Genomic DNA, 23,246 nt, shown 5'->3' on the forward strand with positions numbered 1-23,246 from the left:
ACGCGTACGCTAGCCCCGTCCATCCGACGCGGTCGGCCGCCACACCAGCAAACGCCGCTCCACCAGCGTCACCCCGAAATCGATCAGGATGACGAAGGCCGACAGCACGAACATGCCGGCGAACACGCCGGCGACGTCGAACACGCCTTCGGCCTGCTGGATCAGGTAGCCGAGACCTGCGGCCGATCCCAGATATTCGCCGACGACCGCGCCGACCACGGCAAACCCAACTGAAGTGTGCAGCGAGGAGAACATCCACGACAGTGCCGAGGGCCAATAGACGTGCTGCATCAGCTGCCGCTCGCTCATGCCGAGCATGCGGCCATTATCCAGGATGGTGCGGCTGACCTCCTTCACACCCTGGTAGACGTTGAAGAACACGATGAAGAAGACCAGCGTCACGCCGAGCGCGACCTTGGACCAGATGCCGAGGCCCAGCCACAGCGCGAAGATCGGCGCCAGCACGACCCGCGGCAGCGCGTTGACCATTTTTACGTAGGGATCGAACACCGCAGCAACCAGCGGCTGGCGTGCGAACCAGAAGCCGATCAGCACGCCACCGAGCGATCCGATCACGAAGGCCAGGATGGATTCCACCAAGGTGATCCAAAGGTGCTTCCAGATCACGCCGGAAGAAAACCATTTGACGATCTGGCTGAATACGTCGACCGGGTTGGAGAAGAAGAAGGGCGGTAGCAAGACCTTGCCGAATACGGGAACAGTCGACAGCAATTGCCACAGCACGAGACAGACGACCGCGACCAGAGCCTGCAGCGAGAGCAGCGTCACGCGCGTCATCAGACCGCCTCCGCCGCGTGCGTGGATTGCGCGTAGCCCTTCATCACTTCATCCTTGAGCACGCTCCAGATCTCGCGATGGAGCGCATGGAATTCCTTGTCGAGCCGCACCTCGAAGATGTCGCGCGGGCGCGGCAGCGTCACGGACCAGTCGCCGATGATGCGCGAGGAGGGTCCCGCCGACATGATCACGACGCGGTCGGCGAGCGCGATTGCCTCTTCCAGATCATGGGTCACGAACAGCACGGCCTTGCGGTCGGCGTTCCAGAGGTCGAGCAGCAGATTGCCCATCACCTGCCGCGTCTGCGCATCAAGCGGCCCGAACGGCTCGTCCATCAAGAGGATCTTTGGATCGCGGATCAGCACCTGCGCCAGTGCCACGCGCTTGCGCTGGCCGCCCGAGAGCATGTGCGGATAGCGACTGGCAAACGCCCCTAGACCCACCGAAGTCAGCCATTTCTGCGCGCGCGGAAGCGCCTCGGCGCGCGGGGTGCCCCTGACTTCCAGCCCGATCGCGACGTTGTCGAGCGCAGTTTTCCAGGGGAACAGCGCATCCGCCTGGAATAGATAGCCGGCATCGCGGTTCAGCTCCGCGAGCGGCCGATCGAACACCTTGACGCTGCCGGCGGCTGGCCTCAAGAGGCCCGCCGCAACGTTGAGCAGCGTCGATTTTCCGCAGCCGGTCGGCCCGACGATGGCGACGAACTCGCCCTGCGCCACCGTGAGATGGGCCTTCTCCACCGCGGTGTAGACCCGCCCGTCCCCCAGCCGGAACGCGACTTTGGCATCCTCAAGGGCCACTGCCGTGGGCATTGTCATGTGTTTCCTCCGAACCCGGACGATGCCTTAGCCTCTGGCGCGGGCAAGTTCAATCAACCGGCCAACCGTGCTATGCATGGGGTCTTGCCGTGCTCTTACCCTCCCCTGGAGGGGGAGGGTAAGAGGAGAGTGAGCCCCGCCCGATGCATTCCAGGCCGATGATTGCCTATGCGCGTGTCAGCAAGAGCTTCGGCCCCACCAAGGCTGTGGACGACGTGTCGCTGGACATCGCCGAGGGCGAGTTTGTGGCCGTCGTCGGCAGCTCGGGCTCGGGCAAGACGACGCTGCTGCGGCTCGCCAATCGGCTGATCGAGGTCGATGGGGGCACGATCACGGTCGAGGGCGAGGACGTGCACAACATCGATCCCGTCGCGCTGCGGCGGCGGATCGGTTACGTCTTCCAGAGCGGCGGACTATTCCCGCATCTGAGCGTCGCCGACAATATCGGGATCACGCCAAAGCTGCTCGGCGCGCCCCTGGCCGACATCGCCGCGCGCGTCGACGAGTTGCTCGAGCTCGTGCAGCTCGACCGGGCTGCGCATCGCGACCGTCTGCCCGAGACGCTCTCCGGCGGCCAGCGCCAGCGCGTCGGCGTGGCGCGGGCGCTTGCGGCACGCCCCCGCATCGTGCTGATGGACGAGCCATTCGGCGCGCTGGATCCCCTCACCCGCGACGCGCTTGGCGAAGATTTTCGCGAACTGCATCGCAAGCTCGGTCTGACCACCGTGATGATCACCCATGACATGACGGAAGCCATTTTGCTTGCCGACCGAATCGCCGTGATGCGCAGCGGGATACTGCTTGCGCAGGGCACGCCGGCGGCACTCTCGGAGAGCGGGGACGATTATGTGCTGGAGCTGTTACGGACGCCGCGGCGCCAGGTCGAGCGATTGAATGCGCTGTTGCCACGGAGCGGTGCGGCATGAGCTTCATCGACGATCCGCGTTGGGGCGAGGCGCTGTCGCATCTGCCCGACTATCTCGGTAACCACGTGCGCGTGAGTCTCGCCGCGCTCGCGCTCGGCCTGATCGTCAGCCTGCCGCTGGCAATCCTGACGCGCAACCGCCCCGCGCCGCGCGGCATCCTGCTCGCACTCGCCAGCATCGTGCAGACCGTGCCGGGACTGGCGCTGCTCGCGCTGTTCTACCCGCTGCTGCTGGCGACGGCGTCCCTGACGCTCGCCTTGTTCGGCGCCTCCTTCTCGGCGTTCGGCTTCCTGCCCGCGATGCTGGCGCTCGCGCTCTATTCGATGCTGCCGGTGCTGCGCAACGGCATCACCGGCTTGAACGGCATCGACCTCGCGCTGATCGAAGCCGCCAAAGGCGTCGGCATGACCGCACGGCAATCTCTGGTCATGGTCGAGCTGCCGCTGGCGCTGCCGGTGATGATGGCCGGCATCCGCACCGCCGCGGTCTGGGTGATCGGCACCGCGACACTGTCGACACCGATCGGGCAGACCAGCCTCGGCAACTACATCTTCGCCGGGCTCCAGACCCAGAACTGGGTGTTCGTGCTGTTCGGCTGCTTCGCCTCGGCGCTGCTGGCGCTCGCCGTCGATCAACTGCTTGGCCTGATCGAGAATGGACTGCGCCTGCGCAGCCGCCTGCGCTCCGGGCTCGGTGCCGCGGGCATCCTGGCGCTGGTAGCGGCAACGCTGGTACCGTGGATCGCGCGTTCATCGCCGGGGTACGTGGTCGGCGCCAAGACCTTTGCCGAACAACATGTGCTCTCGGCCCTGCTTAGGGAGCGCCTGCAGGCGTCCAGTCTCCCCGCCACTGCGCGCTCCGGCCTCGGTTCGAGCGTCATCTTCCAGGCGCTGAAGGCCGGCGACATCGATCTTTACGTCGATTATTCCGGCACGCTCTGGGCCAACCAGCTGCACCGCACGGATATCAAGCCACGCGCGGAGCTGCTCGCGGAGCTGAAGGCCTCACTCGCCAAGGAAAACGTCACCTTGCTCGGTGAGCTGGGCTTCGAGAATGCCTATTCGCTGGTGATGCCGAAGCAGCGCGCCGAGGCACTCGGCATCCATAGCATTGCCGATCTCGTCGGGCATGCATCGACGATGTCGATCGCCGGCGATTACGAGTTCTTCTCACGACCGGAATGGGCGGCGCTGCAGAAGGCTTATGGCCTTCAGTTCCGCACCCAGCGCCAGATGCAGCCGGACTTCATGTATGCGGCGGTCGCCAGCGGCGAGGTCGACGTGATCGCCGGCTACACCAGCGACGGGCTGATTGCGAAATACGATCTCGTGGTGCTCGACGATCCCAGGCACGCCATTCCGCCTTATGACGCAATCCTGCTGCTCGCGCCGAAACGCATCGGGGACGAGCAATTGCAAGCGGCGCTCAAGCCCCTGCTCGGCAAGATCGACATCGCCACGATGCGCGAGGCGAATCTGCGCGCCGCCGGCAATGACGCGACTTCATCGCCGGATGTGGTGGCGAAGTGGCTGTGGGAGAAAATCGGCAAGCGGTAGGACGTGCCGTCATTCAGTGTTGTCTTGGCGAAGCGCGTCAGAGCGCTAAAGCCCCCTGATCATCCCCGCATTGATCAGCAGCCGGTTGAGCCGCTTCGCCTCGGCGCCGTCCTTGCAGCCGTAGAAAATGCCCTTACAGCGAAGCATGATCTCCTTCTGCTCGGCGAAGGACGGGTCGAGCGGGATGCCGGCGGCTTCCTGGATCACCAGCGGCAGATAGGGACCGTCGACCGTGTCCATCACCGCATCGCTCTTCACCGGATCGAAATTGACGGCATCGATCGCGTAATAAGTCCCATAGAGACGCGGATCGTAACCATCGAGCTTCTTACCGAGGCCGCCTTCGTCGAGCCCGGGCTCGAGGATCTGCGGCGCGAACTCCGGCTGATGGTCGCCGTAGCGCACGATCAGGAAGGGCTCCCCTGGAAAGGTCTTTTTCAGGCCGGCGATGAAGCTCCTGTACTGCTCCGCGCTGATGGCTTGCCGGCGTAGATATTCGTCGATGGAGGGCGTATTGCCCGGCGCGCGCCAGTTCGGCATCAGATCGGGGCGGAAGCGCGTTTCCCAGGGGAAATGATTAGCGCCGAGATAGACGAAGGTGAACAGTGGCTTGTTCGGCGACCGCGTTCCCATCAACTGCAGCGCCTTGTCGTAGAAGAAGCCGTCCGGCTCGACATCCTTTGCGCCGAGATCCTTCGCGTCATAGAAGCGCTCGATGCCGGTGGTGAGCTGAAAGCTGCGTGCGCTCATGAAGGCGCCATAGGCGGGATAGAGCGACATGGTGTCGTAGCCGCAGCGGCGCAGCGCCAGCGGCAGGCCACGCTCGACGCGACCTGTCGCGATGCGCGTCACGAAATAGGCGAAGCGGCCGAACGAGCGCGACGAGAGGCCGGCGAGCACGTTGTACTCGGTGAACCAGCTCGGCCCGCCATTGCTCTCGGCCAGAAACGTGCGCTGCTTGCCGTCATAGGATTTGAAATGGCTGCCGTAGTCCGGCGCCACCTTGATGCCTTGAGCAGCGCGGATGTCGAAACTCGACTCATCATGGATCATGATGATGTTCGGCCGGCGGCCCGCGGGATGGCAGGCATCGACCAGCGGCATGTTGAGCCGCTCGTTGGTCGACGCCGCCGACTCCATGAAGCCGTATTGCGCGAAGTCGGAGACCGCGCTGACACCGGAGCGGAAGAACTTCGAGAGATAGCCGTCGTCGTAATAGCCGCGCCAGGCCTCGTCCGGATGGTAGAGCGAATAGCCAACCAGTGCAGCGACGCAGGCGAGCATGGAGGCGAGCGCCGGCAGACGGCGGATACGGAAAGGATCGAGCCACCACAACGCATACATCAGCGGCAGCGTGACGAGGCCGGTCAGGATCACCGACCAGCGCAGGTTCGGGAAAATCGTGAACAGGAACGCGACGGTGTCGCGGTCGATCATCATCAGGTCGATGAAGTTCACCGTCATCTGCACGACGTCGTGTTTGAGCCGTGACAAGAGCACGAGCACGACGACCATGGTCAGCGACAGCGCGCCCGATAGTGCGGGCCGGCGTAGCAGCGTGATCCAGAAGAAGTTGAGGATGCCCCAGGCCAGTACGAAAGACAGCCGCGCGCCGAAATCGGTCTCGGTCTCGTACATCAGGGCCAGGGCTGCGAGATGCGGCGCGGCAACCGCAAGCAGGCGCCAGATGCCGAGCGCGGCAACGCTCGCCAGCACGGCGGTGGCGGCAGAGGGACCTGGATTGGGCGCGGACGCCATCGACGACACGCAACAGCTGGTCCGGCGCGGTAATGCCGAGCCTGTCGGACCGGCCTTCGGCGTTCGGCGCAGCCGGAAGCCTGCACCGTGTCATAAAACTGTAATTGAACGGTCACGGACTAGCAACGCGTGTCACGGTCCGACCTTCGCTTAATGTTAGTGACGAGCGAATGGGCCGCACAGGCCAGGGCTCTAGCGCCTGATGATCCCCGCAATGAACAGGTCGATCACCCCTTCGGCCATCCGCTCGATCTCGCCCTCCTCCACGCCCCAGCGCTGAAAGTGGCCATCGAGCTTCATCCTGGCGAAACCGTACACCAGGGCACGGCCGGCAATTTGGATGCGCTTGAGGTCGTCCGACCGCAGCAGGCCCTGCTCCGCCGCATCGGCCAGCATTCGCTCCGTCAGCGCGATCAGTTCGGAATTGTCGCGCGTCAGCTCGGCTGAACTGCCATGAGCGAAGTAGCTCCCCGTCGAGATGATCTCAAAATGTGCGGGATTACGCATCGCCCAGCGCAGGTAAGCGAGGCCGAAGGCGCGGAAGCGAGCCAGCGGGTCTGCCGGAGACGCCTGGCCCAGCGTCGCCTCAATCTCGATGCGGAAGCGCCGCTGCGCTTCCTCGGCTGCCGCCGCCATCAGCGCATCGCGGTTGGGGAAGTGCCGGAACGGCGCCCCAGGCGACACCGCAGCGCGGCGTGCCGCCTCGCGGACCGAGATCTTGGCGCCCTCGGCCGCAAGTTGCAGCGCAGCGTCGATCAGGACGCGGCGGAGGTCTCCGTGGTGGTAGGGCCGGGCCTCGGCCGCGCTGCGGCCGCGGCGAAGCTTGGGTGTGGGGCCGGTGGGCATGAAGCTTTCTAGCATCACCCGAACGTGAATGTAATCAGCGATTACACCATTGACCACCACGCGACCCCGGGGAGACATCACCATGCCGCAACGTCAAAGCTGGTTCGAGGGCTGGCGGCTGCTTGCCGCCCTCGCCTTGAGCCTCATCGCCTTGAGCCTGTGGATTGCATCGATGCGGCAGTTCGAGATCGACGGCGTGCGCATGGTGATCCGGTTTACGGCACGAAGCTCGCTCATTCTGTTCTGCCTCGCCTTCGGCGCCGCTTCGCTGGCGCGGCTTTGGCCCAATGGCTGGACACGCTGGCAGTGCCGCAACCGCCGCTATCTGGGCCTGAGCTTCGCGGCCTCCCACGCCATCCACGCGGTTGCGATCGTCGCATTCGCCAAAATGGATCCTGCCGGCTTCGCGGAGGCCACCTCGGCCGCTTCCTACATCTTCGGCGGCATCGGCTATGCCTTCATCATCGCCATGAGCACGACCTCATTCGACCGCACGGCCGCACTGATCGGGCCACGCGCCTGGCGCGCGCTGCATCTCGCAGGCGGCTACTATCTCTGGTTCCAGTTCATGGTGTCGTTCGGCAAGCGCGTCCCGGCGATGCCGCTCTATGCCGCGTTCCTCATTCCGCTGCTCGCAGTGATGGCCCTGCGGATGATCGCGATGGCCGCCCATCCGCGCGGACGGACGGCCGAGGCAAGCTGAGCGGCAGGCTCAGCCCTGCGGCGGCAGCAGCCCGAGCCGTTTGGCGATGATGCGGTCCAGCGTCCGTTTCGGCAACACGGCCCCGATCAGATAGCGCAGCCGGTCCGGCGTGATCTGGTAGCGCACCTTGGGATTTGAGGCCGTCAACGCATCGAACACGATTTCGGCGATCCGCTCGGCGGGCAAGCCCTTTGCACCGAGCTCCATCATGAAGGCCATGACCTTGTTGAGGGCGGGCAGATAGGGCGAGTTCTGGTAAACGGAGAGATCGATCTGCTCGGCCTTGCTCCAGATCGGCGTCTTCACCGCGCCGGGGGCGACGATAATGACGTCGATGCCGAACAGCATCAGCTCGCGCCGCAGGCTCTCCGACAATCCCTCGATGGCGTGCTTGGAGGTACAGTAAGGCGCCGACAGCGGGTTGCCGTTCTTGCCCGCGACCGAGCTGATCATCACGATCCGCCCCTTCGGCCCCCTCAGCGACGGGTCGGCGCCGAGCAGCGGCCCGAACGCCTGCGTGGCGATGACCGGGCCGATGACGTTGATGTCCATCTGGCGGCGGAAATCATCGGCCGACAATTCGAGGACCGGACCGGCGACCGCGATGCCGGCATTGTTGACGAGGCCGGCCAGTGTCTCGCCGCCCAGGGCCTCACGCACTTGGCGCGCAGCCGCCAGCACGGCGGCCTCGTCTGTAACGTCGAACAGCAGCGGCGTGAAATTGGCGCCGAACTCCCCCTTGAGCCGGTCGGCATCGGCCTGCTTGCGGACGCTGCCGAAGACGCGATAGCCGCGCCCAATCAGGAATTTTGCAGTGGCCCAGCCAATGCCAGTGGACGCGCCGGTGATGACGACAGATCGCATGTTTGTTCCCCCCAAAGTTCCCGCAATCATGTAGGAGGGAGGTGCCGGTACGCAATGCCGCCCAGCTCTCAGGCCGACGCAGCAGATCTTGGTTCTTAAGATGAAGCGGCGCGCGAACGTCGCAAATGAGATTGATTGTATCCTGAAAACGCGGATGAAGAGCCGAATCGTTGCCTCTGAAGAGACTGCGCTTTTAGCGATCGCAACTTTCTGAAAAAATTCTGAAAACGACGCGGGACCAAGAATGTGGTTTAAGCGTCAGTTCTTTGCGCTCCGACGACGCTTCAACACGCGAAGAATTTGAATGAAGCAGCAATGCTTGGCGCGAGCTGATAAAGGGTGAGACCGCTGGCTTGCGATATCGTTCAGATGTAGTCGCGAAGATTTAAGATTTGGTTTGACGAGCGAAGCTTATGTTTTTGGCTCGTGTCCCGGAGAAGGCGCGACGCGCCGCAGAGCCGGGACCCGGGGGCCGCATGGACCCCGGATCAGCAGCGCATCGCTCACACGCTGCGCTGCGTCCGGGGCACGACGACTTAGTTCTTGCTCTTGTCGACCAGTGCACCCTTCTTGATCCAGGGCATCATGTCGCGCAGCTTGGCGCCGACTTCCTCGATCGGGTGCTCGGCGAGCTTGGCGCGAGTCGCCTTGAACGAGGTCTGGTTGACCTTGTTCTCGAGCATCCAGTCACGGGCGAACTTGCCGGACTGAATGTCGTTCAGAACCCGCTTCATCTCCTTCTTGGTCTCGTCGGTGACGATGCGCGGACCCGTGACGTACTCGCCGTACTCCGCGGTGTTGGAGATCGAGTAGTTCATGTTGGCGATGCCGCCTTCATAGATCAGGTCGACGATCAGCTTCACCTCGTGCAGGCACTCGAAATAGGCCATCTCCGGCGCATAGCCGGCTTCAACCAGCGTCTCGTAGCCGCCCTTGATCAGCTCGACCAAGCCGCCGCAGAGCACGACCTGCTCGCCGAACAAATCGGTCTCGCACTCTTCCTTGAAGGTGGTCTCGATGATGCCGGCTCGGCCGCCGCCGACGGCGGAGGCGTAGGACAGACCGAGGTCATGGGCGTTGCCAGAGACGTCCTTGGCGATCGCGATCAGGCAGGGCACGCCGCCGCCGCGCTGATACTCCGAGCGCACGGTGTGGCCGGGGCCCTTCGGCGCGATCATCAGCACGTCGAGGTCGGCGCGCGGGTCGAGCAGGTTGAAGTGGACGTTGAGGCCGTGCGCGAAGACGAGGGCTGCGCCCTTCTTCATGTTGTCGTGCAGGTGCTCGCGGTAGATGTCGCCCTGGAGCTCGTCGGGGGTCAGCATCATGACGAGATCGGCCCATTTGGCGGCCTCGGCGACTTCCATCACTTTGAAGCCGGCGGCTTCCGCCTTCTTGGCCGAGGCCGAACCCTTGCGGAGCGCGATCGCGACTTCCTTGACGCCGGAATCCTTCAGGTTCAGCGCGTGGGCGTGGCCCTGGCTGCCATAGCCGACGATGACAACCTTCTTGCCCTTGATCAGGTTCAGGTCGGCGTCGCGATCGTAATAAACACGCATGGTCATTTCCTCATTCAGGGGCCGGAATCGGCCGTTGGTCAGGTCTCGGAGAGTGAAATTTGCGGATTTCGGGGGCTGTCTAGAGCATTTTCGGCCCCCTGTGAAACCCGTTTCTGCATGAAAAACTGCGGCATCATGCATCCATGAAAACAGGGTAGAGCGATGCCAACAGCAGGATCGCCATCAGGATGTTGAAGATGCGCACCAGCCGCTCGGAGGTCAGGACCGGCCGCAGTGCGGTGCCGAAGAGGGCCCAGACCACGGTCGAGACTGTGCCCACGAGCAGGCTGATCAGGGTCTGTATCGCAATGTTGAGCGGGAATTGGGCGACGGCCGCATAGGCCGTGATGGTCCCGATCACGATCACCCACCCCTTGGCGTTGATCCACTGGAACATGGCCGCGCCCCAGAAGGTCATCGGCCCGCGGCCGCTCGCCTCGCCCGGCTTGGCCGGACCCGAGAAGGCGATCACGGCGGCGAGGTAAACCAGGTAGGCGGCGCCGGCATATTTCAAGACGGCCTGGAGGATCGGATAGGCCAGAAACACGGTGCCGAGCCCAAGGCCGACCGCGGCAATCATGAACGCGAAGCCGATGACGATGCCGACGATGTGGGGGACTGTGCGCCGGAAGCCATAAGTCAGCCCCGAAGACAGCAGCATGATGTTGTTCGGCCCGGGAGTGAAGTACATCACCGCCATGAAGGCGAGGAAGGCATAGAGTAGCGAGCGGGACATATTCACCTCACACAGCTTTCGGCAGCGCCTGAGGACGCCCCGCCAAGACCATCACCGCGATGCCGCCGATCACGGTGAGCATGCCGGCAAGTCGCAGCGGCCCGAACCTCTCGCCGAACACGATGCTGGAGGCGGCCGAGCCGACGAACGGCACCAGCAATGCGAACGGTACCACCTGCGCAGCGGGATAGTCGCGCAGAAGCCGACCCCACAGCCAATAGGCGATGCTGGTCGAGATGCCGCCAAGCGCCAGCATGCAGAGACCGGTGGTCAGCGACATATGAGTCAGCGATGTCCAGGTCGGCGCCGGGCCATTGGCGATCAGCGCCAGCGCGAACAGCGGCACGGCTGATGCAAGGCACAGCCAGGCGAACAGATCGAACATCGGCACGCCGCGCGCGCCGCGGAGCAGCAGATTGCCGACGGCGAAGCTGACCGGCGCGATCATCAGAACCGCGAAGGCGCCGACGCTGAAGTCATAACCGACGGTCCCGCAGATCATCAGAAGGCCGATTGCTGCGATGACGATGCCGAGCGTCTGCGCCGGTGTCGCACGTTCGCCGAATGCGACAGCGGCAAAGCCGATGGTGAACAGCGCCTGGCTCTGCACGACCACGCTGGTGAGCCCCACCGGTACGCCACGGGCGATGCCATAGGCCTGGCTCAGGAACTGGCCGAGGAACAGCGTGAAGCTGATCGCGATCAGCAGCGGCCAGGCGATCTTCGGCTTGCGGATGAACAGGCAAGGCACCGCCGCGATCGTAAAGCGCAACGCGGTCATCAGCTCCGGTGAAAGCTCGTCGAGCGCGATCCGGCTCGCCACGAAGGCAAGGCCCCAGGTGATCGCCACCATGAGGGCGATGAAAATGTCGGCCGGCTTCATTGTTGTTCTCGGTTCTGCTTTGTCGTGCAGCCCTGTTTGTTGTTCTAGTCTAGCCTTGCTCGCCGGCTTTCGGTTTTCGCAGCAGATACGTGCCGTGCATGGGCGCGTGGTAGTCGGCCGAGATCAGCGTGAAACCGACGTCGGTCAGCAGCCGCTCCATCACCCAGCCGAAGGTGGAATATTCATCGCGCATATGTGTGACAACGCTCTCGCGCGAGAAATCGTGGTTCTTGATCTGGTAGTCGGCCCATTGCTCGACGTCCCGCTCGGACGGGTCCGGCATCGAGACGTAGACGATGTCGCGCAGGTAGAAGCTCGCACCCGGCTTCAGCGCGCGATAGATCCGCGACATCGCCACCGCCTTCCAGAAATCCGGCAGATGATGCAGCGTGAACTCGCTGACGATCAGATCGTAGGATTCCGGCTGGTAGGCAAAGCTGAGCAGGCCGGCCGACTGCGTTGCGACCTTTGCCTTGCGGTCTCGCGCGTAGATTTCGGCGAGCGCCAGCATCGCGGGCGAGATATCGATGGCGTCGACCTGCGCACCCATCAGCGCCGCTTCCGTCGCCAGCACGCCATGACCGCAGCCGATGTCGGCTATCCGCCAGCCGCGCTGCACCCCGAGCATCTTCAGCGCGGCGCGCGCGCGCAGATCGGCGTCATCGTGACTGTCGTAAATCGAGGCGACCGCGGGCCCGATGCCCATGCGGTTCCGCTCGTTGTAGTACCAGTCGCGCGCCAGCATGATTCACATCCCTTCGGGCCCGCGGCCGATCGCGGCAACGCCGGTGCGCGACACCTCGACGAGTCCGATCGGGCGCATCAGGTCGATAAACTGGTTGATCTTGTCCGTATTGCCTGTGATCTCGAACACAAAGCTCTCCGTGGTGGCGTCGATCACGCGGGCGCGGAACGCGTCCGCCAGACGCAGCGCCTCGACGCGATGCTCGCCCTGCCCGCGCACTTTCACCATGGCAAGTTCGCGCTCGATCGAGCGCTTGGTCAGCGTCATGTCGACGACGCGGTAGACCGGGATCATGCGATCGAGCTGATGCTTGATCTGCTCGATGACCATCGGCGTTCCCGTGGTTACGATGGTGATGCGCGACAGATGCTTCTGGCTCTCGGTCTCGGAGACCGTGAGGCTCTCGATGTTGTAGCCGCGCCCGGAGAACAGGCCGATGACACGCGCGAGCACGCCGGGCTCGTTCTGCACGAGCACCGACAGCGTGTGCGTCTCGTTGGGATCGTGACGGTCCTCGATGAAATAGGCGGATGCGGGCTGGTTCATTGTCGTCCCCTCTATTCTTTCTTGTCATGCCCCGCGAAGGCGGGGCATCCAGTATTCACCGGCATCGAGATTCCCACGACGGCCGCGGAGTATTGGATCGTCCGATCAAGCCGGACGATGACAGCGGAATACTTGGCAAATGCACGCGTAATCATGCGAGCGCCCTCTGCCTTGGCGCATCCGTTCCGACCCACCGGCGGAACAGATCGAAATCGATGTTGCCGCCGGACAGCACGAGACCGACACGCTGGCCCGGCAGCTTGTTCTTTTCCTGTAGCGCCGCAGCAAGCGGAGCTGCGCCAGCGCCTTCGGCAAGATTATGCGTATCAGTCCAGTAAGCGCGGATGGCGGTCGCCACCTCGTCGTCACCGACCTGCACGATGCGCGAGGCACCCTTGCGGATGATGGCAAACGCTTCGGGATCGGGAATCCGCGTCGCCATGCCGTCGGCGAGCGTGTTGCTGGTCTCGGTCGTCACGATCTTGCCCGCCGCGAACGACAGCGCGTAGGACGGCGCCTCGGTCGACTGCACGCCGACGATCTCGGTCTTCAGGCCGAGGAGGTCGCGCGCCATGATGCAGCCGCAGATGCCGGAGCCCTGGCCGATCGGCACATAGAGGATGTCGAGATCTGGCGCGGCTCTGAACAGCTCGAGCGCGTAGGTCGCAACGCCCAACACCAGATCGGTGTGGAACGACGGCACCATGTGGAGCCCGGCGAACTGCGCGTGGCGTCCCGCCTCCTCGCTCGCCGCTTGAAAATCCTCGCCGTGCTCGACAAGCTCGGCACCAAAGGCCTTCATCGCGCGATTCTTCTCGACCGAGTTGCCCCGCGGCACGTAGATCACCGCGGGTACGCCCTGCCGGCTCGCCGCGAACGCGAGGCTCTGGCCGTGATTGCCGCGCGTCGCCGAAATGATACCCGGAACGTTCGGCCGCTCGCGCTTCAGCCGTTCGAGATAGACCAGACCGCCTCGCACCTTGAAGGCACCGATCGGCGTGTGGTTCTCGTGCTTGACCACGACCTCGGTGCCGAGGCGTTCAGCGAGCAGCGGCCAGCCGCGTGCCGGCGTTGCCGGCACCGCCTGCCCCACGATCGCATGTGCGCGCTCTAGTTCCGTCAGGTCGAACATATTGCTCTTTCCATCGACCATCTCTCACGGCTGTCATCCCCGCGAAGGCGGGGATCCAGTATTCCAGAGACCCCTGAGAGCAATGGAGGGGCCGCGGCGTACTGGATCGCCCGGTCGAGCCGGGCGATGACAGCGGAACGTTTGGCCATCGGCGTCAAACCAGGGCCTTGCCGCCGGCAAATGCCTTTGCCGTGGCCTCGTCGTTCGCCTGTTCCGGCAACAGCATCTCATTGTGCGCCTTGCCGGACGGGATCATCGGGAAGCAGTTTTCGAGTGCGGCGACGCGGCAGTCGAACAGCACCGGGCGCTTGACCGAGATCATCTCCTGGATGGCGCCGTCGAGATCGGCAGGCTTGTGCACCTGGATGCCGACGCCGCCATAGGCTTCCGCGAGCTTGACGAAATCCGGCAGCGCCTCGGAGTAGGAATGCGACAGCCGGTTGCCGTGGAGCAGCTGCTGCCACTGCCGCACCATGCCCATGTACTGGTTGTTGAGGATGAATATCTTGATCGGCAGCTCGTACTGCACCGCCGTCGACATCTCCTGCATCGTCATCTGCACCGAGGCGTCGCCCGCGATATCGATGACGAGGCTGTCGGGATGGGCGACCTGCACGCCGACCGCCGCCGGCAGGCCATAGCCCATGGTGCCGAGACCGCCCGACGTCATCCAGCGGTGCGGCTCCTCGAAGCCGAAGAACTGCGCGGCCCACATCTGGTGCTGGCCGACCTCGGTCGTGATGTAGGTGTCCTTGCCGCGCGTTGCCTCGAACAGGCTCTGGATCGCATGCTGCGGCAGGATGACGTCGTTGCTCTTCTTGTAATAGAGCGAGTTGCGGGCGCGCCACTGCGCGATCTGCTGCCACCACGCCTTGATGTCGGGCTTCTTCGCCTCCGCCTTGAACACCTGCAGGATGTCGCCGAGGATGTTGCCGCAGTCGCCGATGATCGGCACATCGACGTGGATGTTCTTGTTGATCGAGGACGGATCGATGTCGATGTGGATCTTCTTCGAGCCCGGCGAGAACGCGTCGACGCGGCCGGTGATACGGTCGTCGAAGCGCGCGCCGACGCACAGCATGACGTCGCAATCATGCATGGTCATGTTGGCTTCGTAGGTGCCGTGCATGCCGAGCATGCCGAGCCAGTTCTTGCCCGACGCCGGATAGGCGCCCAAGCCCATCAGCGTGGAGGTGATCGGAAAACCGGTGACCTCGACCAGTTCGCGCAGCAGCTTGGTCGCCTCGAGACCGGAATTGATGACGCCGCCGCCGCTGTAGATCACAGGGCGCTTGGCGCCTGCGAGCAGCGCCACCGCCTTGCGAATCTGCGTCGCGTCGCCTTTCACGCGCGGCGCATAGGACCGGTGCACATCGGACTTGCGCGGCGGATGATAGGTGCCGGTCGCAAACTGCACGTCCTTCGGCACATCGACGAGCACCGGGCCCGGACGGCCAGAGGTCGCGACGTAGAAGGCCTCGTGCAGCACTTTTGCGAGATCGTTGACGTCGCGCACCAGCCAGTTGTGCTTGGTGCAGGGGCGCGTGATGCCGACGGTGTCGCATTCCTGGAACGCATCGTTGCCGATCAGATGCGTCGGCACCTGGCCGGAGATGCAGACCAGGGGGATCGAGTCCATCAGCGCGTCGGTCAGCGGCGTCACCATGTTGGTGGCGCCGGGGCCGGAGGTCACCAGCGCAACGCCGGGCTTTCCGGTCGAGCGCGCATAGCCCTCGGCGGCATGGCCCGCGCCCTGTTCGTGGCGGACCAGGATGTGCTGGACCTCGCTCTGCTGGAAAATCTCGTCATAGATCGGAAGCACCGCGCCGCCGGGATAGCCGAAAATGTCGGTCACGCCATGATCGATGAGCGCGCGAACGATCATCGCGGCGCCGGTCATCTGGTTCGGATCGTGGCTCTTGTCGCTCATTGGCTTGCTCCGGATGCGCTGTTGTCAGCGGCTTCGTTCGTGTCTGGTTCGGCAAATAAAAAAGGCCCCGAAGAGGGCCCATGCACACCGCCTGTCGTGTGGATGGCAGCTAGCCACCCCCGGCGGTGTGCCTGGGTACGACGGCGATAAGGAGTTTGGTAATAATATTACGCATGGCTGGTGCCGGACTTCCCAAAGGTTGCGCGAAACATAGCGGTCAAAGCCCGGATGTCAAGGCAATGCGGCCGTTCCCGCGCGATTTCGGGAGTGTAGCGGGGTTCCTGCGGTTCGGCGAGAGGTAAATTCGGCGCCGCCGCCACAAAGGCACGTCAATCGGGGTCGCGCGCAGCGTTCACGATGGCTGCAAGCCACCCCCTCGCCTCCTCCGGCTTCACCCATTCGAACGCGGGCAGCTGGTGCCTGAACCAGGTGAACTGGCGCTTGGCGTAATGGCGGGTGTCGGCGCGGCCGATGCTGGCGGCCTCCTCCAGGCTGAACTCGCCGCGCAGATGCCGGATCAGCGCCGGCACGCCATGGGCCTTCATCGCCGGCAGCAGCGGATCGAGATTCCGAGCCGCCAACCGCTCGATTTCCTTCAGCGCGCCGGCGCCCAGCATGGCGTCGAAGCGGGCATCGATGCGGGCATAGAGTTCGTCGCGCTCGGGGCTCAGAAACACCCCGCGAAAACTGTCCTTGGGCAACAGCGGCGGCTGGCCCTCGCGGTGCCAGTCGAGCAGCGAGCGCCCGGTCGCCTCGATCACCTCGAGCGCGCGCGCGATGCGGGTGCGGTCGCGCAGGTTCAGTCGCTCGGCCGCACGCGGATCGGAGGCTGCGAGTTCCGCATGCAGCGCCTCGACGCCGTTCCGCTCCAGCCGCGCCCGAACGCCCTCGCGCACCTCGGCAGGAATCGGCGGCACCACGGAGAGACCTGCGGTCAGAGCCTTGAAATACAGCCCAGTGCCGCCGACGAAGATCGGCAGACGGCCTTCGGCTTTCGCCTCTTCGAGCGCCTGCGCGGCGTCGCTCACCCAGGCGCCGGTCGAAAAATTCACGGCGGCATCGACATGGCCGTAGAGGCGGTGCGGCACCCGTGCCTCATCGCCATGCGTGGGGCGCGCCGTGATGATACGCAGGTCACGGTAGACCTGCATGGAATCGGCATTGATGACGACGCCGCCCGTCGTCAGCGCAAGCTCGAGCGCCAGCGCCGACTTGCCGCTGGCGGTCGGGCCTGCGATAAGCACGGCCTTGCCAACATGCCTTCTGCTGACTTGCCCCTCGCTCACGAAAACCTCAAATGTCCCTCGTCGCCACGCTGATCTGCAATCCCGCCAATCCCGCGCTCGACAGCACCATCGTCGATGGCGCCCGCGCCGTGCTGCCCCAGGCGGCACCTGCGCATTGGCTGTTCGACGGGGTTGCCGTCGACATCCCCTTCGGCGCCGACAGTAACCTCGGAGGCGACCGTCACGCTATCGAACAGCGGTTGCGCGAGCTTCGCGGCGACCTGCCGATCGACATCGTGGTGCAGCCGTCCGGCTTCCGGCGCAAGAAGCTTTTTCTCGCCGACATGGATTCCACCATGATCGGCCAGGAATGCATCGATGAGCTTGCCGATTTTGTCGGGCGGAAGGCCCATGTGGCCGGGATCACCGAACGCGCCATGCGCGGCGAGATCGAGTTCGAGCCCGCCTTGCGCGAGCGCGTCGCGCTCCTGAAGGACCTGCCCGCCGCCGTGGTCGACGAAGTCCTTGCGAAACGCATCACGCCGACGCCGGGCGGCGGCACGCTGGTCGCGACCATGCGCGCGCACGGCGCCTATGCCTGCCTGGTCTCCGGCGGCTTCACGCTGTTCACGCGCGCGGTCGCCGCCAGGATCGGCTTCCAGGAAAACCGCGCCAACGAGCTCGTCGTGCGCGACGGCAAGTTCACCGGCGAGGTGAAGGAGCCGATTCTGGGCCGTGCGGCAAAGCTCGCGACGCTCGTCGACCTGATGGAGTCGCGCGATCTCGATGACATCGACTCGCTGGTGGTCGGCGACGGTGCCAATGACCTTGCAATGATCCAGGCCGCGGGGCTGGGGGTTGCGTATCACGCCAAGCCGGCGGTCGCGGCCGCCGCGGCGGCGCGGATCGATCATGGCGACCTCACCGCGCTGCTCTATGCGCAGGGGTATCGGCGCGAGGAGTTTGTGGAGGGCTAAATCCAGCTCTCCGTCGCCATGCCCGGGCTTGTCCCGGGCAGCCACGTCTCTCACCACGCGTGGTGCCACGTCATGGCCGGGCAAGCCCGGCCATGACGAAGGCTAGAACGTGCTCCTCTACTGCACGCTCAGGGCCACGAACCGCAACTCGCCGTCGCCGTTGGAGACCAGCAGCAGGACGGACTTCTTGCCGTCCTTCTTGAGCTGGTCGACGCGCTTCTGGATGTCGGCGCCGCTAGACACGGCTTCCTGCGCCACCTCGACGATGACGTCGCCGGCGGAAAGCCGCTTCTCCGCGGCGTCCGAATTCCCGTCGACATTGGTGACGACCACGCCCTTGACGCTGTCCTTGATCTTGTAGCGCGTGCGCAAATCCTTGCTCAGCGCCGCGAGATCGAGGCCAAGCGCCTTCTGCGTCACGGTCTTTTCGGGCGCGGGCTCCTCGGTCTTCACCGCGGCCTGCACCTTCTCGGGATCCTGCAAGCGGCCGAGCGTGACCTTCTTGGTCTCCTCCTGGCCCTTGCGGATGATGACGACGTCGACCTCCTTTCCGACCGCCGTGTCGGCGACGACGCGGGAAAGGTCCTTCGGATCCTTGACGTCCTTGCCGTCGAATTTGACGACGACGTCGCCGGGCTCGATGCCGGCGGGCTTGGCCGGGCCCTTGTCGTCGATGCCGGCAACCAGCGCGCCGCGCGGCGGCTTGATGTTGAGGCTCTCGGCGATCTCGTCGGTGACGCTCTGTATGCGTACGCCCAGCCAGCCGCGGCGGAGCTCGCCGAACTGGCGGAGCTGGTCGACGACACCCGCGACGGTCTTCGACGGCACGGCGAAGCCGATGCCGATCGAGCCGCCGGAGGGAGAGATGATCAGTGTGTTGACGCCGATCACGTCGCCATCGAGGTTGAACAGCGGACCGCCGGAATTGCCGCGGTTGATAGAGGCGTCGGTCTGGATATAGCTGTCATAGGGACCTGAGGAGATATCGCGGTTCTTGGCCGAGACGATGCCGGCCGTGACCGTGCCGCCGAGACTGAAGGGGTTGCCGATCGCGACCACCCAGTCGCCGAGGCGCAGCTTGTCGGAGTCGCCGAACTTCACCGACACCAGCGGCTTGGTCGGCTTGAATTTCAACACGGCCAGATCGGTCTTCTTGTCGACGCCGACCAACTCGGCCTTGATCTTGGTGCCGTCGTTGAGAATGACGTTGATCTCGTCGGCATCGGCGATGACGTGGTTGTTGGTGACGACAACGCCGGTGGTGTCGATGATGAAGCCGGAGCCGAGCGAATTGGTCTTGCGGGGCTGCGGGCCGCCATCTCCGCGCTCGCCGCCCTTGCCGCCGCCGCCGGGACCGCGGCGGTTCTTGAAGAAGTCATCGAAGAATTCCTCGAAGGGCGAGCCCGGCGGCAGCTGCGGCATGGCGTTGCTGCCGCCGCCGCCCTTGGCTTCGACGGTCTGCGAGGTCGAGATGTTGACGACCGCGTCGATCACCTTCTCGGCGACGTCGGCGATGCCATCGGGTCCACGCGCATGAGCGGGCGAGCCGAACGCGCTGACAGCGCCGACGGCGAGCGCAGCCAGCCCAAGGCGCACGCAATGGCGCAAGCGGGCCGGGGCAATGGTTGCAGCGTTCATTGTGGTCTCCAGAGAGAATAAGGGATTCGGCATCAGACTGCGCTCGAACGGGTCGAGGGCGCAAGCACGGAGGTTAACGGACCTCAAGACGCGGATAATACGGCGAAAAACTGCCCCTCGCCTTCACTTTGGCGTTGGCACCGCCGCTAAATGGGCCGCCGCATGACCCAGATCAGGATCAGGCCCGCGACGGCCGAAGCGATCCCCACCGCCCGCAGGATATGATCGGGCGTGGCAAGCGCGCTCTTCATCGCCCTGCGCATCCAGGCCGGACTTGCCGCAAACATCAAGCCTTCCAGCACGAACAGGATGCCCAAGCCGATGAGGAAGTCGGCGAACGCAATGGACCTCATCGGATTGGAACCTCCCGTTGTGTTGTTCTTATCTGGACCAAGGGCGGCAAAAGTTCCGCCCTTCGTCTCGCTTACGGCTTCGCCGGTGTCTGGGTCGCCGTTTTGCCGCTCGGGTTACTGAAATACCGGAAGAAATCCGAGTCGGGGCGGAGCAGGAAGCGGGTGTCATTCGAGCGCAGGCCGTTCTCATACGCCGTCATCGACCGGTAGAAGGAGAAGAAGTCTGCGTCCTTGCCGTAGGACTCCGCGAACAAGCGGTTGCGCTCGGCGTCACCGACGCCGCGCGTCTGCTCGGCGGTCGAGTTGGCTTCGGCGATGATCACCGTCGCCTCACGATCGGCCTTGGAGCGGATCTCCTGCGCCTTCTGACCGCCCTGCGCGCGGAACTCGGCCGCTTCACGCTGACGTTCGGTCTGCATGCGCTGGTAGACCGCCTGGCTGTTCTGCTCCGGCAGGTCCGCGCGGCGGATGCGAACGTCGACCACCTCGATGCCGTACCCGTCGGCCTCGTGGTCGAGCTGCTCGCGGATGCGCCCCATCAGCTTCTCGCGCTCGTCACGCACCACGGTGATGAAGTTGACCTCGCCGAGAACGCGGCGCAGCGCCGCATTCAGTAGCGACGTCAGCTGCAGGTTGGCGGCCTGGATCGAGCCGACGCTCTGATAGAAACGCAACGCGTCCTTGATGCGATAACGCGCGAAGGCGTCGACCACGAGGCGCTTCTGGTCGGAGGCGATGACCTCCTGCGAGGGATTCTCCAGGTCGAGGATCCGCTTATCGATGTTGATCACGGAGTTCCAGGGCGCCTTGAAGTGCAGCCCGGGGTCTGTGACGACGTCCACCGGCTTACCGAACTGCAGCACGATGGTCTGCTCGGTCTGTTGCACCGTGAACAGCGACATGTAGGCGACAATCAGGACCAGGAGAAGTCCGAGAAGTCCGACGATACCTGTAACGGGGGACCTCATCGGCTGCCTCCGCTCGACTGCTGGCCGGTCGGGGCGGGTCGCTTGGTCGTCAATTCGTTGAGCGGTAGATAGGGCACGACGCCCTGGCCCGAGGAGCCTCCATCATAGATCAGCTTTTCCGAGCCCCCGAGCACGCGCTCCATCGTCTCCAGATAAATTCGTTCACGCGTCACGTCGGGCGCCTTCTTGTATTCTTCGTACACCTTCAGGAAGCGCGAGCTTTGGCCCTTGGCTTCGGCAACCGCCTGCTCCTTGTAGCCTTCGGCCGCCTGCATGATCTGCGCCGCGCGGCCGCGCGCTTCAGGCACGACCTTGTTGGCGTAGGTCTGCGCCTCATTCTGCAATTGCTCGAGGTTGGCGCGCGCCGCCTGCACGTCGCGGAACGCGTCGATCACCTGTGCCGGCGGGTCGACCTTCTGCATCTGCACCTGGGCGATCTGGATGCCGGCGCCGTAATTGTCGAGCGTCCTTTGCATCAAGTCCTGCACGGTGGTTTCGGTCTGCGTCCGCGCCCCGGTCAGGATCGGCTGGATATTGGAGCGGCCGATCACCTCGCGCATCGCGCTCTCGGCGACCGCCTTCACGGTGCCCTCGGGGTTCTGGATGTTGAACAGGAAGTTGCCGACGCCGTTCGGCTTGATACGCCAGAGCACGGTGAAGTCGACGTCGACGATGTTCTCGTCGCCGGTCAGCATCAGGCTTTCTTCCGGCACGTCGCGGATGGAGCGGCCGCGCCGGGCCGGATCCTCGATCAACGTCATGCCGATGGAAATGGTGGAGACGCGCAACGCCTTTGGCAGCAGCACCGTTTCGATCGGATAGGGCAGGTGATAGTTCAGGCCCGGATCCACGGTCCGCACGTGCTTGCCGAAGCGCAGAACGACGCCTTGTTCTTCGGACTGCACGCGGAAGAAGCCCGACAACAGCCAGAGCGCGACGATGATGAGCAGGATCAGCGTGATGCCGACGCCGGAGAAATAGCCACCCGGCATGATCTGCTGGAGGCGGTCCTGACCGCGCCGCAGAAGGTCTTCCAGATCCGGCGGCCTCGGTCCGACCGGTTGCGGGCCTGAGCCCCATGGTCCTTTCGGACCCGAGCCCCACGGGCCACCGCCCTGATTCTTCCACGGCATTCGACAGTCTCCTCGGCAGACCAGGACTAGAACTCGCCCGGCCCGCATTGTCCGGTCCGGCTTTATAGGGGACCGGCAGGTCCCTTACAACGCGGCCTTGACCGTCTCTCGAGCTATGCTCGGGCAGGAAAAAGTCAATGTAAACATTGACGAATGCGGTTAATGGCGCGGCCGCCGACGATATGTCACATAGGAGAAGTCGGCGCTGTCGTCAGGACCGGCCGGATGACGGAGGCGGCTGGTTTCCTCCCACCGCGCCTTATCGATCTCGAAATGGGTGTCACCTTCGGGCTGCGCGTGCACTTCGGTGATTTCCAGGCGATCGGCGCGATCGATCCATTGCCGGTAGATCTCGGCGCCGCCGATCACCGCAATCTCGGCGGCCGAACGCCGCAGGGCGTCACCGCGCGCAACCGCGCCCGCATCCTCCGCCGAGGTCGTGACGACGACGCCGGCGGCGCGGTAGGCCGCATCGCGCGTGATGACGATGTTGGTACGGCCGGGCAGCGGCCGGCGCAGCGACTCGAAGGTCTTGCGACCCATGATCACGGGCTTGCCGACCGTGAGCGCCTTGAAGCGCTGCATGTCGGCTTTCAATCGCCACGGAATCGCACCAGCGGCGCCGATGACGCCGTTCTCCGCGATCGCGACGACGAAGACGATCTCCATCACGTCCCCCTCCCGGCAAGGCGTGTCAACGCAGGTCCGGTGACGCGGCACAGCGTCCAGTCGTCCATCATCACGGCGCCGAGCGACTTGTAGAACGCGATCGACGGCGCGTTCCAGTCGAGCACCGCCCATTGCAGGCGCGACCAGCCGTTCTCGACGCATTCGTTGGCCAGATAAACCAGCAGAGCCTTGCCGAGGCCCCGGCCCCGGTGCGACGGCCGCACATAGAGGTCCTCAAGATAGATGCCGTGGCGGCCGCTGAAGGTGGAGAAATTGACGAACCACACCGCGAAACCGACCGGCTCGCCGTTCCACTCGGTGATCGCGCAATAAAGCCGCGGATCGCTGCCGAACAGCGCGTCAGCGATCATCGCCTCGGTCGCCTCAACCTCGTGCGAAAGCTTTTCGTACGCGGCGAGTTCGCGGATGAAGGAAAGAACGAGCCCGGCTTCGCCAGGACGCGCGCGGCGAATGTTGAGCGACAT

The 23,246-nt window shown here is 64.4% G+C and carries 23 protein-coding genes; 4 read left to right on the forward strand and 19 right to left on the reverse strand.

Annotation, left to right across the window (positions count from 1 at the left end):
- Window positions 1–9: 9 nt before the first annotated feature.
- Together GWG65_RS27800 and GWG65_RS27805 are read right to left on the reverse strand one after the other, a co-directional pair.
- Complete coding sequence (locus GWG65_RS27800; RefSeq protein ID WP_275198751.1) at window positions 10–798, reverse strand: ABC transporter permease; 789 nt, start codon at window positions 796–798, stop codon at window positions 10–12.
- Window positions 798–1,616 carry an ABC transporter ATP-binding protein gene (locus tag GWG65_RS27805; protein WP_275198752.1) on the reverse strand — a complete coding sequence of 273 codons (819 nt, stop codon included), beginning with the start codon at window positions 1,614–1,616 and terminating at the stop codon, window positions 798–800. The genes GWG65_RS27800 and GWG65_RS27805 overlap by 1 nt, the downstream gene beginning before the upstream one ends.
- A gap of 143 nt (window positions 1,617–1,759) precedes the next feature.
- Between GWG65_RS27805 and GWG65_RS27810 the strand changes: the two genes are divergently transcribed.
- Complete coding sequence (locus GWG65_RS27810; RefSeq protein ID WP_275198753.1) at window positions 1,760–2,542, forward strand: ABC transporter ATP-binding protein; 783 nt, start codon at window positions 1,760–1,762, stop codon at window positions 2,540–2,542.
- Window positions 2,539–4,098, forward strand: a complete 1,560-nt coding sequence (locus GWG65_RS27815) for an ABC transporter permease/substrate-binding protein (protein WP_275198754.1) — start codon at window positions 2,539–2,541, stop codon at window positions 4,096–4,098. The genes GWG65_RS27810 and GWG65_RS27815 overlap by 4 nt, the downstream gene beginning before the upstream one ends.
- A gap of 45 nt (window positions 4,099–4,143) precedes the next feature.
- Here GWG65_RS27815 and GWG65_RS27820 read toward each other — a convergent pair whose 3' ends face one another.
- Both GWG65_RS27820 and GWG65_RS27825 read right to left on the reverse strand, forming a co-directional pair.
- Window positions 4,144–5,856: a sulfatase-like hydrolase/transferase gene (locus tag GWG65_RS27820; RefSeq protein WP_275198755.1), complete on the reverse strand. Its 1,713-nt coding sequence runs from the start codon at window positions 5,854–5,856 to the stop codon at window positions 4,144–4,146.
- 192 nt (window positions 5,857–6,048) lie between these two features.
- The gene (locus GWG65_RS27825) at window positions 6,049–6,702 is read right to left on the reverse strand and encodes a TetR/AcrR family transcriptional regulator (RefSeq protein ID WP_275198756.1); all 654 of its coding nucleotides are present in this window, start codon (window positions 6,700–6,702) and stop codon (window positions 6,049–6,051) included.
- An 82-nt stretch (window positions 6,703–6,784) separates the two neighbouring features.
- On the opposite strand from GWG65_RS27825, the gene GWG65_RS27830 reads away from it, so the two are divergent.
- Window positions 6,785–7,405, forward strand: coding sequence for a hypothetical protein (locus tag GWG65_RS27830; protein WP_275198757.1), 621 nt, complete (start codon window positions 6,785–6,787; stop codon window positions 7,403–7,405).
- Between the two features lie 9 nt (window positions 7,406–7,414).
- On the opposite strand, the gene GWG65_RS27835 is transcribed toward GWG65_RS27830, so the two are convergent.
- The 9 genes from GWG65_RS27835 to miaA form a co-directional block, all read right to left on the reverse strand.
- Window positions 7,415–8,269 (reverse strand): SDR family oxidoreductase, encoded by an 855-nt coding sequence (locus tag GWG65_RS27835; RefSeq protein WP_275198758.1) that lies wholly within the window; start codon window positions 8,267–8,269, stop codon window positions 7,415–7,417.
- Window positions 8,270–8,805: 536 nt separating this feature from the next.
- On the reverse strand, window positions 8,806–9,825 hold the full coding sequence (gene ilvC, locus GWG65_RS27840) for a ketol-acid reductoisomerase (RefSeq protein WP_148740630.1): 1,020 nt from the start codon (window positions 9,823–9,825) through the stop codon (window positions 8,806–8,808).
- Window positions 9,826–9,958: 133 nt separating this feature from the next.
- The gene (locus GWG65_RS27845) at window positions 9,959–10,561 is read right to left on the reverse strand and encodes a LysE family translocator (protein ID WP_275198759.1); all 603 of its coding nucleotides are present in this window, start codon (window positions 10,559–10,561) and stop codon (window positions 9,959–9,961) included.
- A 7-nt stretch (window positions 10,562–10,568) separates the two neighbouring features.
- Window positions 10,569–11,444, reverse strand: coding sequence for an EamA family transporter (locus GWG65_RS27850; RefSeq protein WP_275198760.1), 876 nt, complete (start codon window positions 11,442–11,444; stop codon window positions 10,569–10,571).
- Window positions 11,445–11,493: 49 nt separating this feature from the next.
- The gene (locus GWG65_RS27855) at window positions 11,494–12,189 is read right to left on the reverse strand and encodes a class I SAM-dependent methyltransferase (RefSeq protein WP_275198761.1); all 696 of its coding nucleotides are present in this window, start codon (window positions 12,187–12,189) and stop codon (window positions 11,494–11,496) included.
- Window positions 12,190–12,192: 3 nt separating this feature from the next.
- The gene (ilvN, locus tag GWG65_RS27860) at window positions 12,193–12,735 is read right to left on the reverse strand and encodes an acetolactate synthase small subunit (protein ID WP_028156452.1); all 543 of its coding nucleotides are present in this window, start codon (window positions 12,733–12,735) and stop codon (window positions 12,193–12,195) included.
- A 151-nt stretch (window positions 12,736–12,886) separates the two neighbouring features.
- Entirely contained in the window at window positions 12,887–13,867 is a 981-nt protein-coding gene (locus GWG65_RS27865; protein ID WP_275198762.1) for a threonine dehydratase, read from the reverse strand.
- A gap of 154 nt (window positions 13,868–14,021) precedes the next feature.
- Complete coding sequence (locus GWG65_RS27870; protein ID WP_275198763.1) at window positions 14,022–15,797, reverse strand: acetolactate synthase 3 large subunit; 1,776 nt, start codon at window positions 15,795–15,797, stop codon at window positions 14,022–14,024.
- A gap of 329 nt (window positions 15,798–16,126) precedes the next feature.
- On the reverse strand, window positions 16,127–17,083 hold the full coding sequence (gene miaA, locus GWG65_RS27875; protein WP_275198764.1) for a tRNA (adenosine(37)-N6)-dimethylallyltransferase MiaA: 957 nt from the start codon (window positions 17,081–17,083) through the stop codon (window positions 16,127–16,129).
- An 11-nt stretch (window positions 17,084–17,094) separates the two neighbouring features.
- On the opposite strand from miaA, the gene serB reads away from it, so the two are divergent.
- Window positions 17,095–18,000, forward strand: a complete 906-nt coding sequence (serB, locus tag GWG65_RS27880; RefSeq protein WP_275198765.1) for a phosphoserine phosphatase SerB — start codon at window positions 17,095–17,097, stop codon at window positions 17,998–18,000.
- 117 nt (window positions 18,001–18,117) lie between these two features.
- Here the strand turns inward: serB and GWG65_RS27885 are convergent, their stop codons facing one another.
- The 6 genes from GWG65_RS27885 to GWG65_RS27910 all read right to left on the reverse strand — a co-directional run bounded on the left by GWG65_RS27885 (window position 18,118) and on the right by GWG65_RS27910 (window position 23,246).
- Window positions 18,118–19,638: a Do family serine endopeptidase gene (locus GWG65_RS27885; RefSeq protein ID WP_275198766.1), complete on the reverse strand. Its 1,521-nt coding sequence runs from the start codon at window positions 19,636–19,638 to the stop codon at window positions 18,118–18,120.
- A 146-nt stretch (window positions 19,639–19,784) separates the two neighbouring features.
- A complete protein-coding gene (locus GWG65_RS27890) occupies window positions 19,785–19,991 on the reverse strand; it encodes a DUF2065 domain-containing protein (protein WP_275198767.1) in 207 nt (68 codons plus the stop codon).
- A gap of 71 nt (window positions 19,992–20,062) precedes the next feature.
- Window positions 20,063–20,959 (reverse strand): protease modulator HflC, encoded by an 897-nt coding sequence (hflC, locus tag GWG65_RS27895; RefSeq protein ID WP_275198768.1) that lies wholly within the window; start codon window positions 20,957–20,959, stop codon window positions 20,063–20,065.
- Entirely contained in the window at window positions 20,956–22,092 is a 1,137-nt protein-coding gene (gene hflK / locus GWG65_RS27900) for an FtsH protease activity modulator HflK (protein WP_275198769.1), read from the reverse strand. Before hflK ends, hflC begins: the two co-directional genes overlap by 4 nt.
- A gap of 159 nt (window positions 22,093–22,251) precedes the next feature.
- On the reverse strand, window positions 22,252–22,761 hold the full coding sequence (locus GWG65_RS27905) for a dihydrofolate reductase (protein WP_275198788.1): 510 nt from the start codon (window positions 22,759–22,761) through the stop codon (window positions 22,252–22,254).
- Window positions 22,761–23,246, reverse strand: a complete 486-nt coding sequence (locus tag GWG65_RS27910; protein ID WP_275198770.1) for a GNAT family N-acetyltransferase — start codon at window positions 23,244–23,246, stop codon at window positions 22,761–22,763. The genes GWG65_RS27905 and GWG65_RS27910 overlap by 1 nt, the downstream gene beginning before the upstream one ends.

It is taken from the genome of Bradyrhizobium sp. CSA207 (assembly GCF_029051685.1).
Lineage (GTDB): Bacteria > Pseudomonadota > Alphaproteobacteria > Rhizobiales > Xanthobacteraceae > Bradyrhizobium.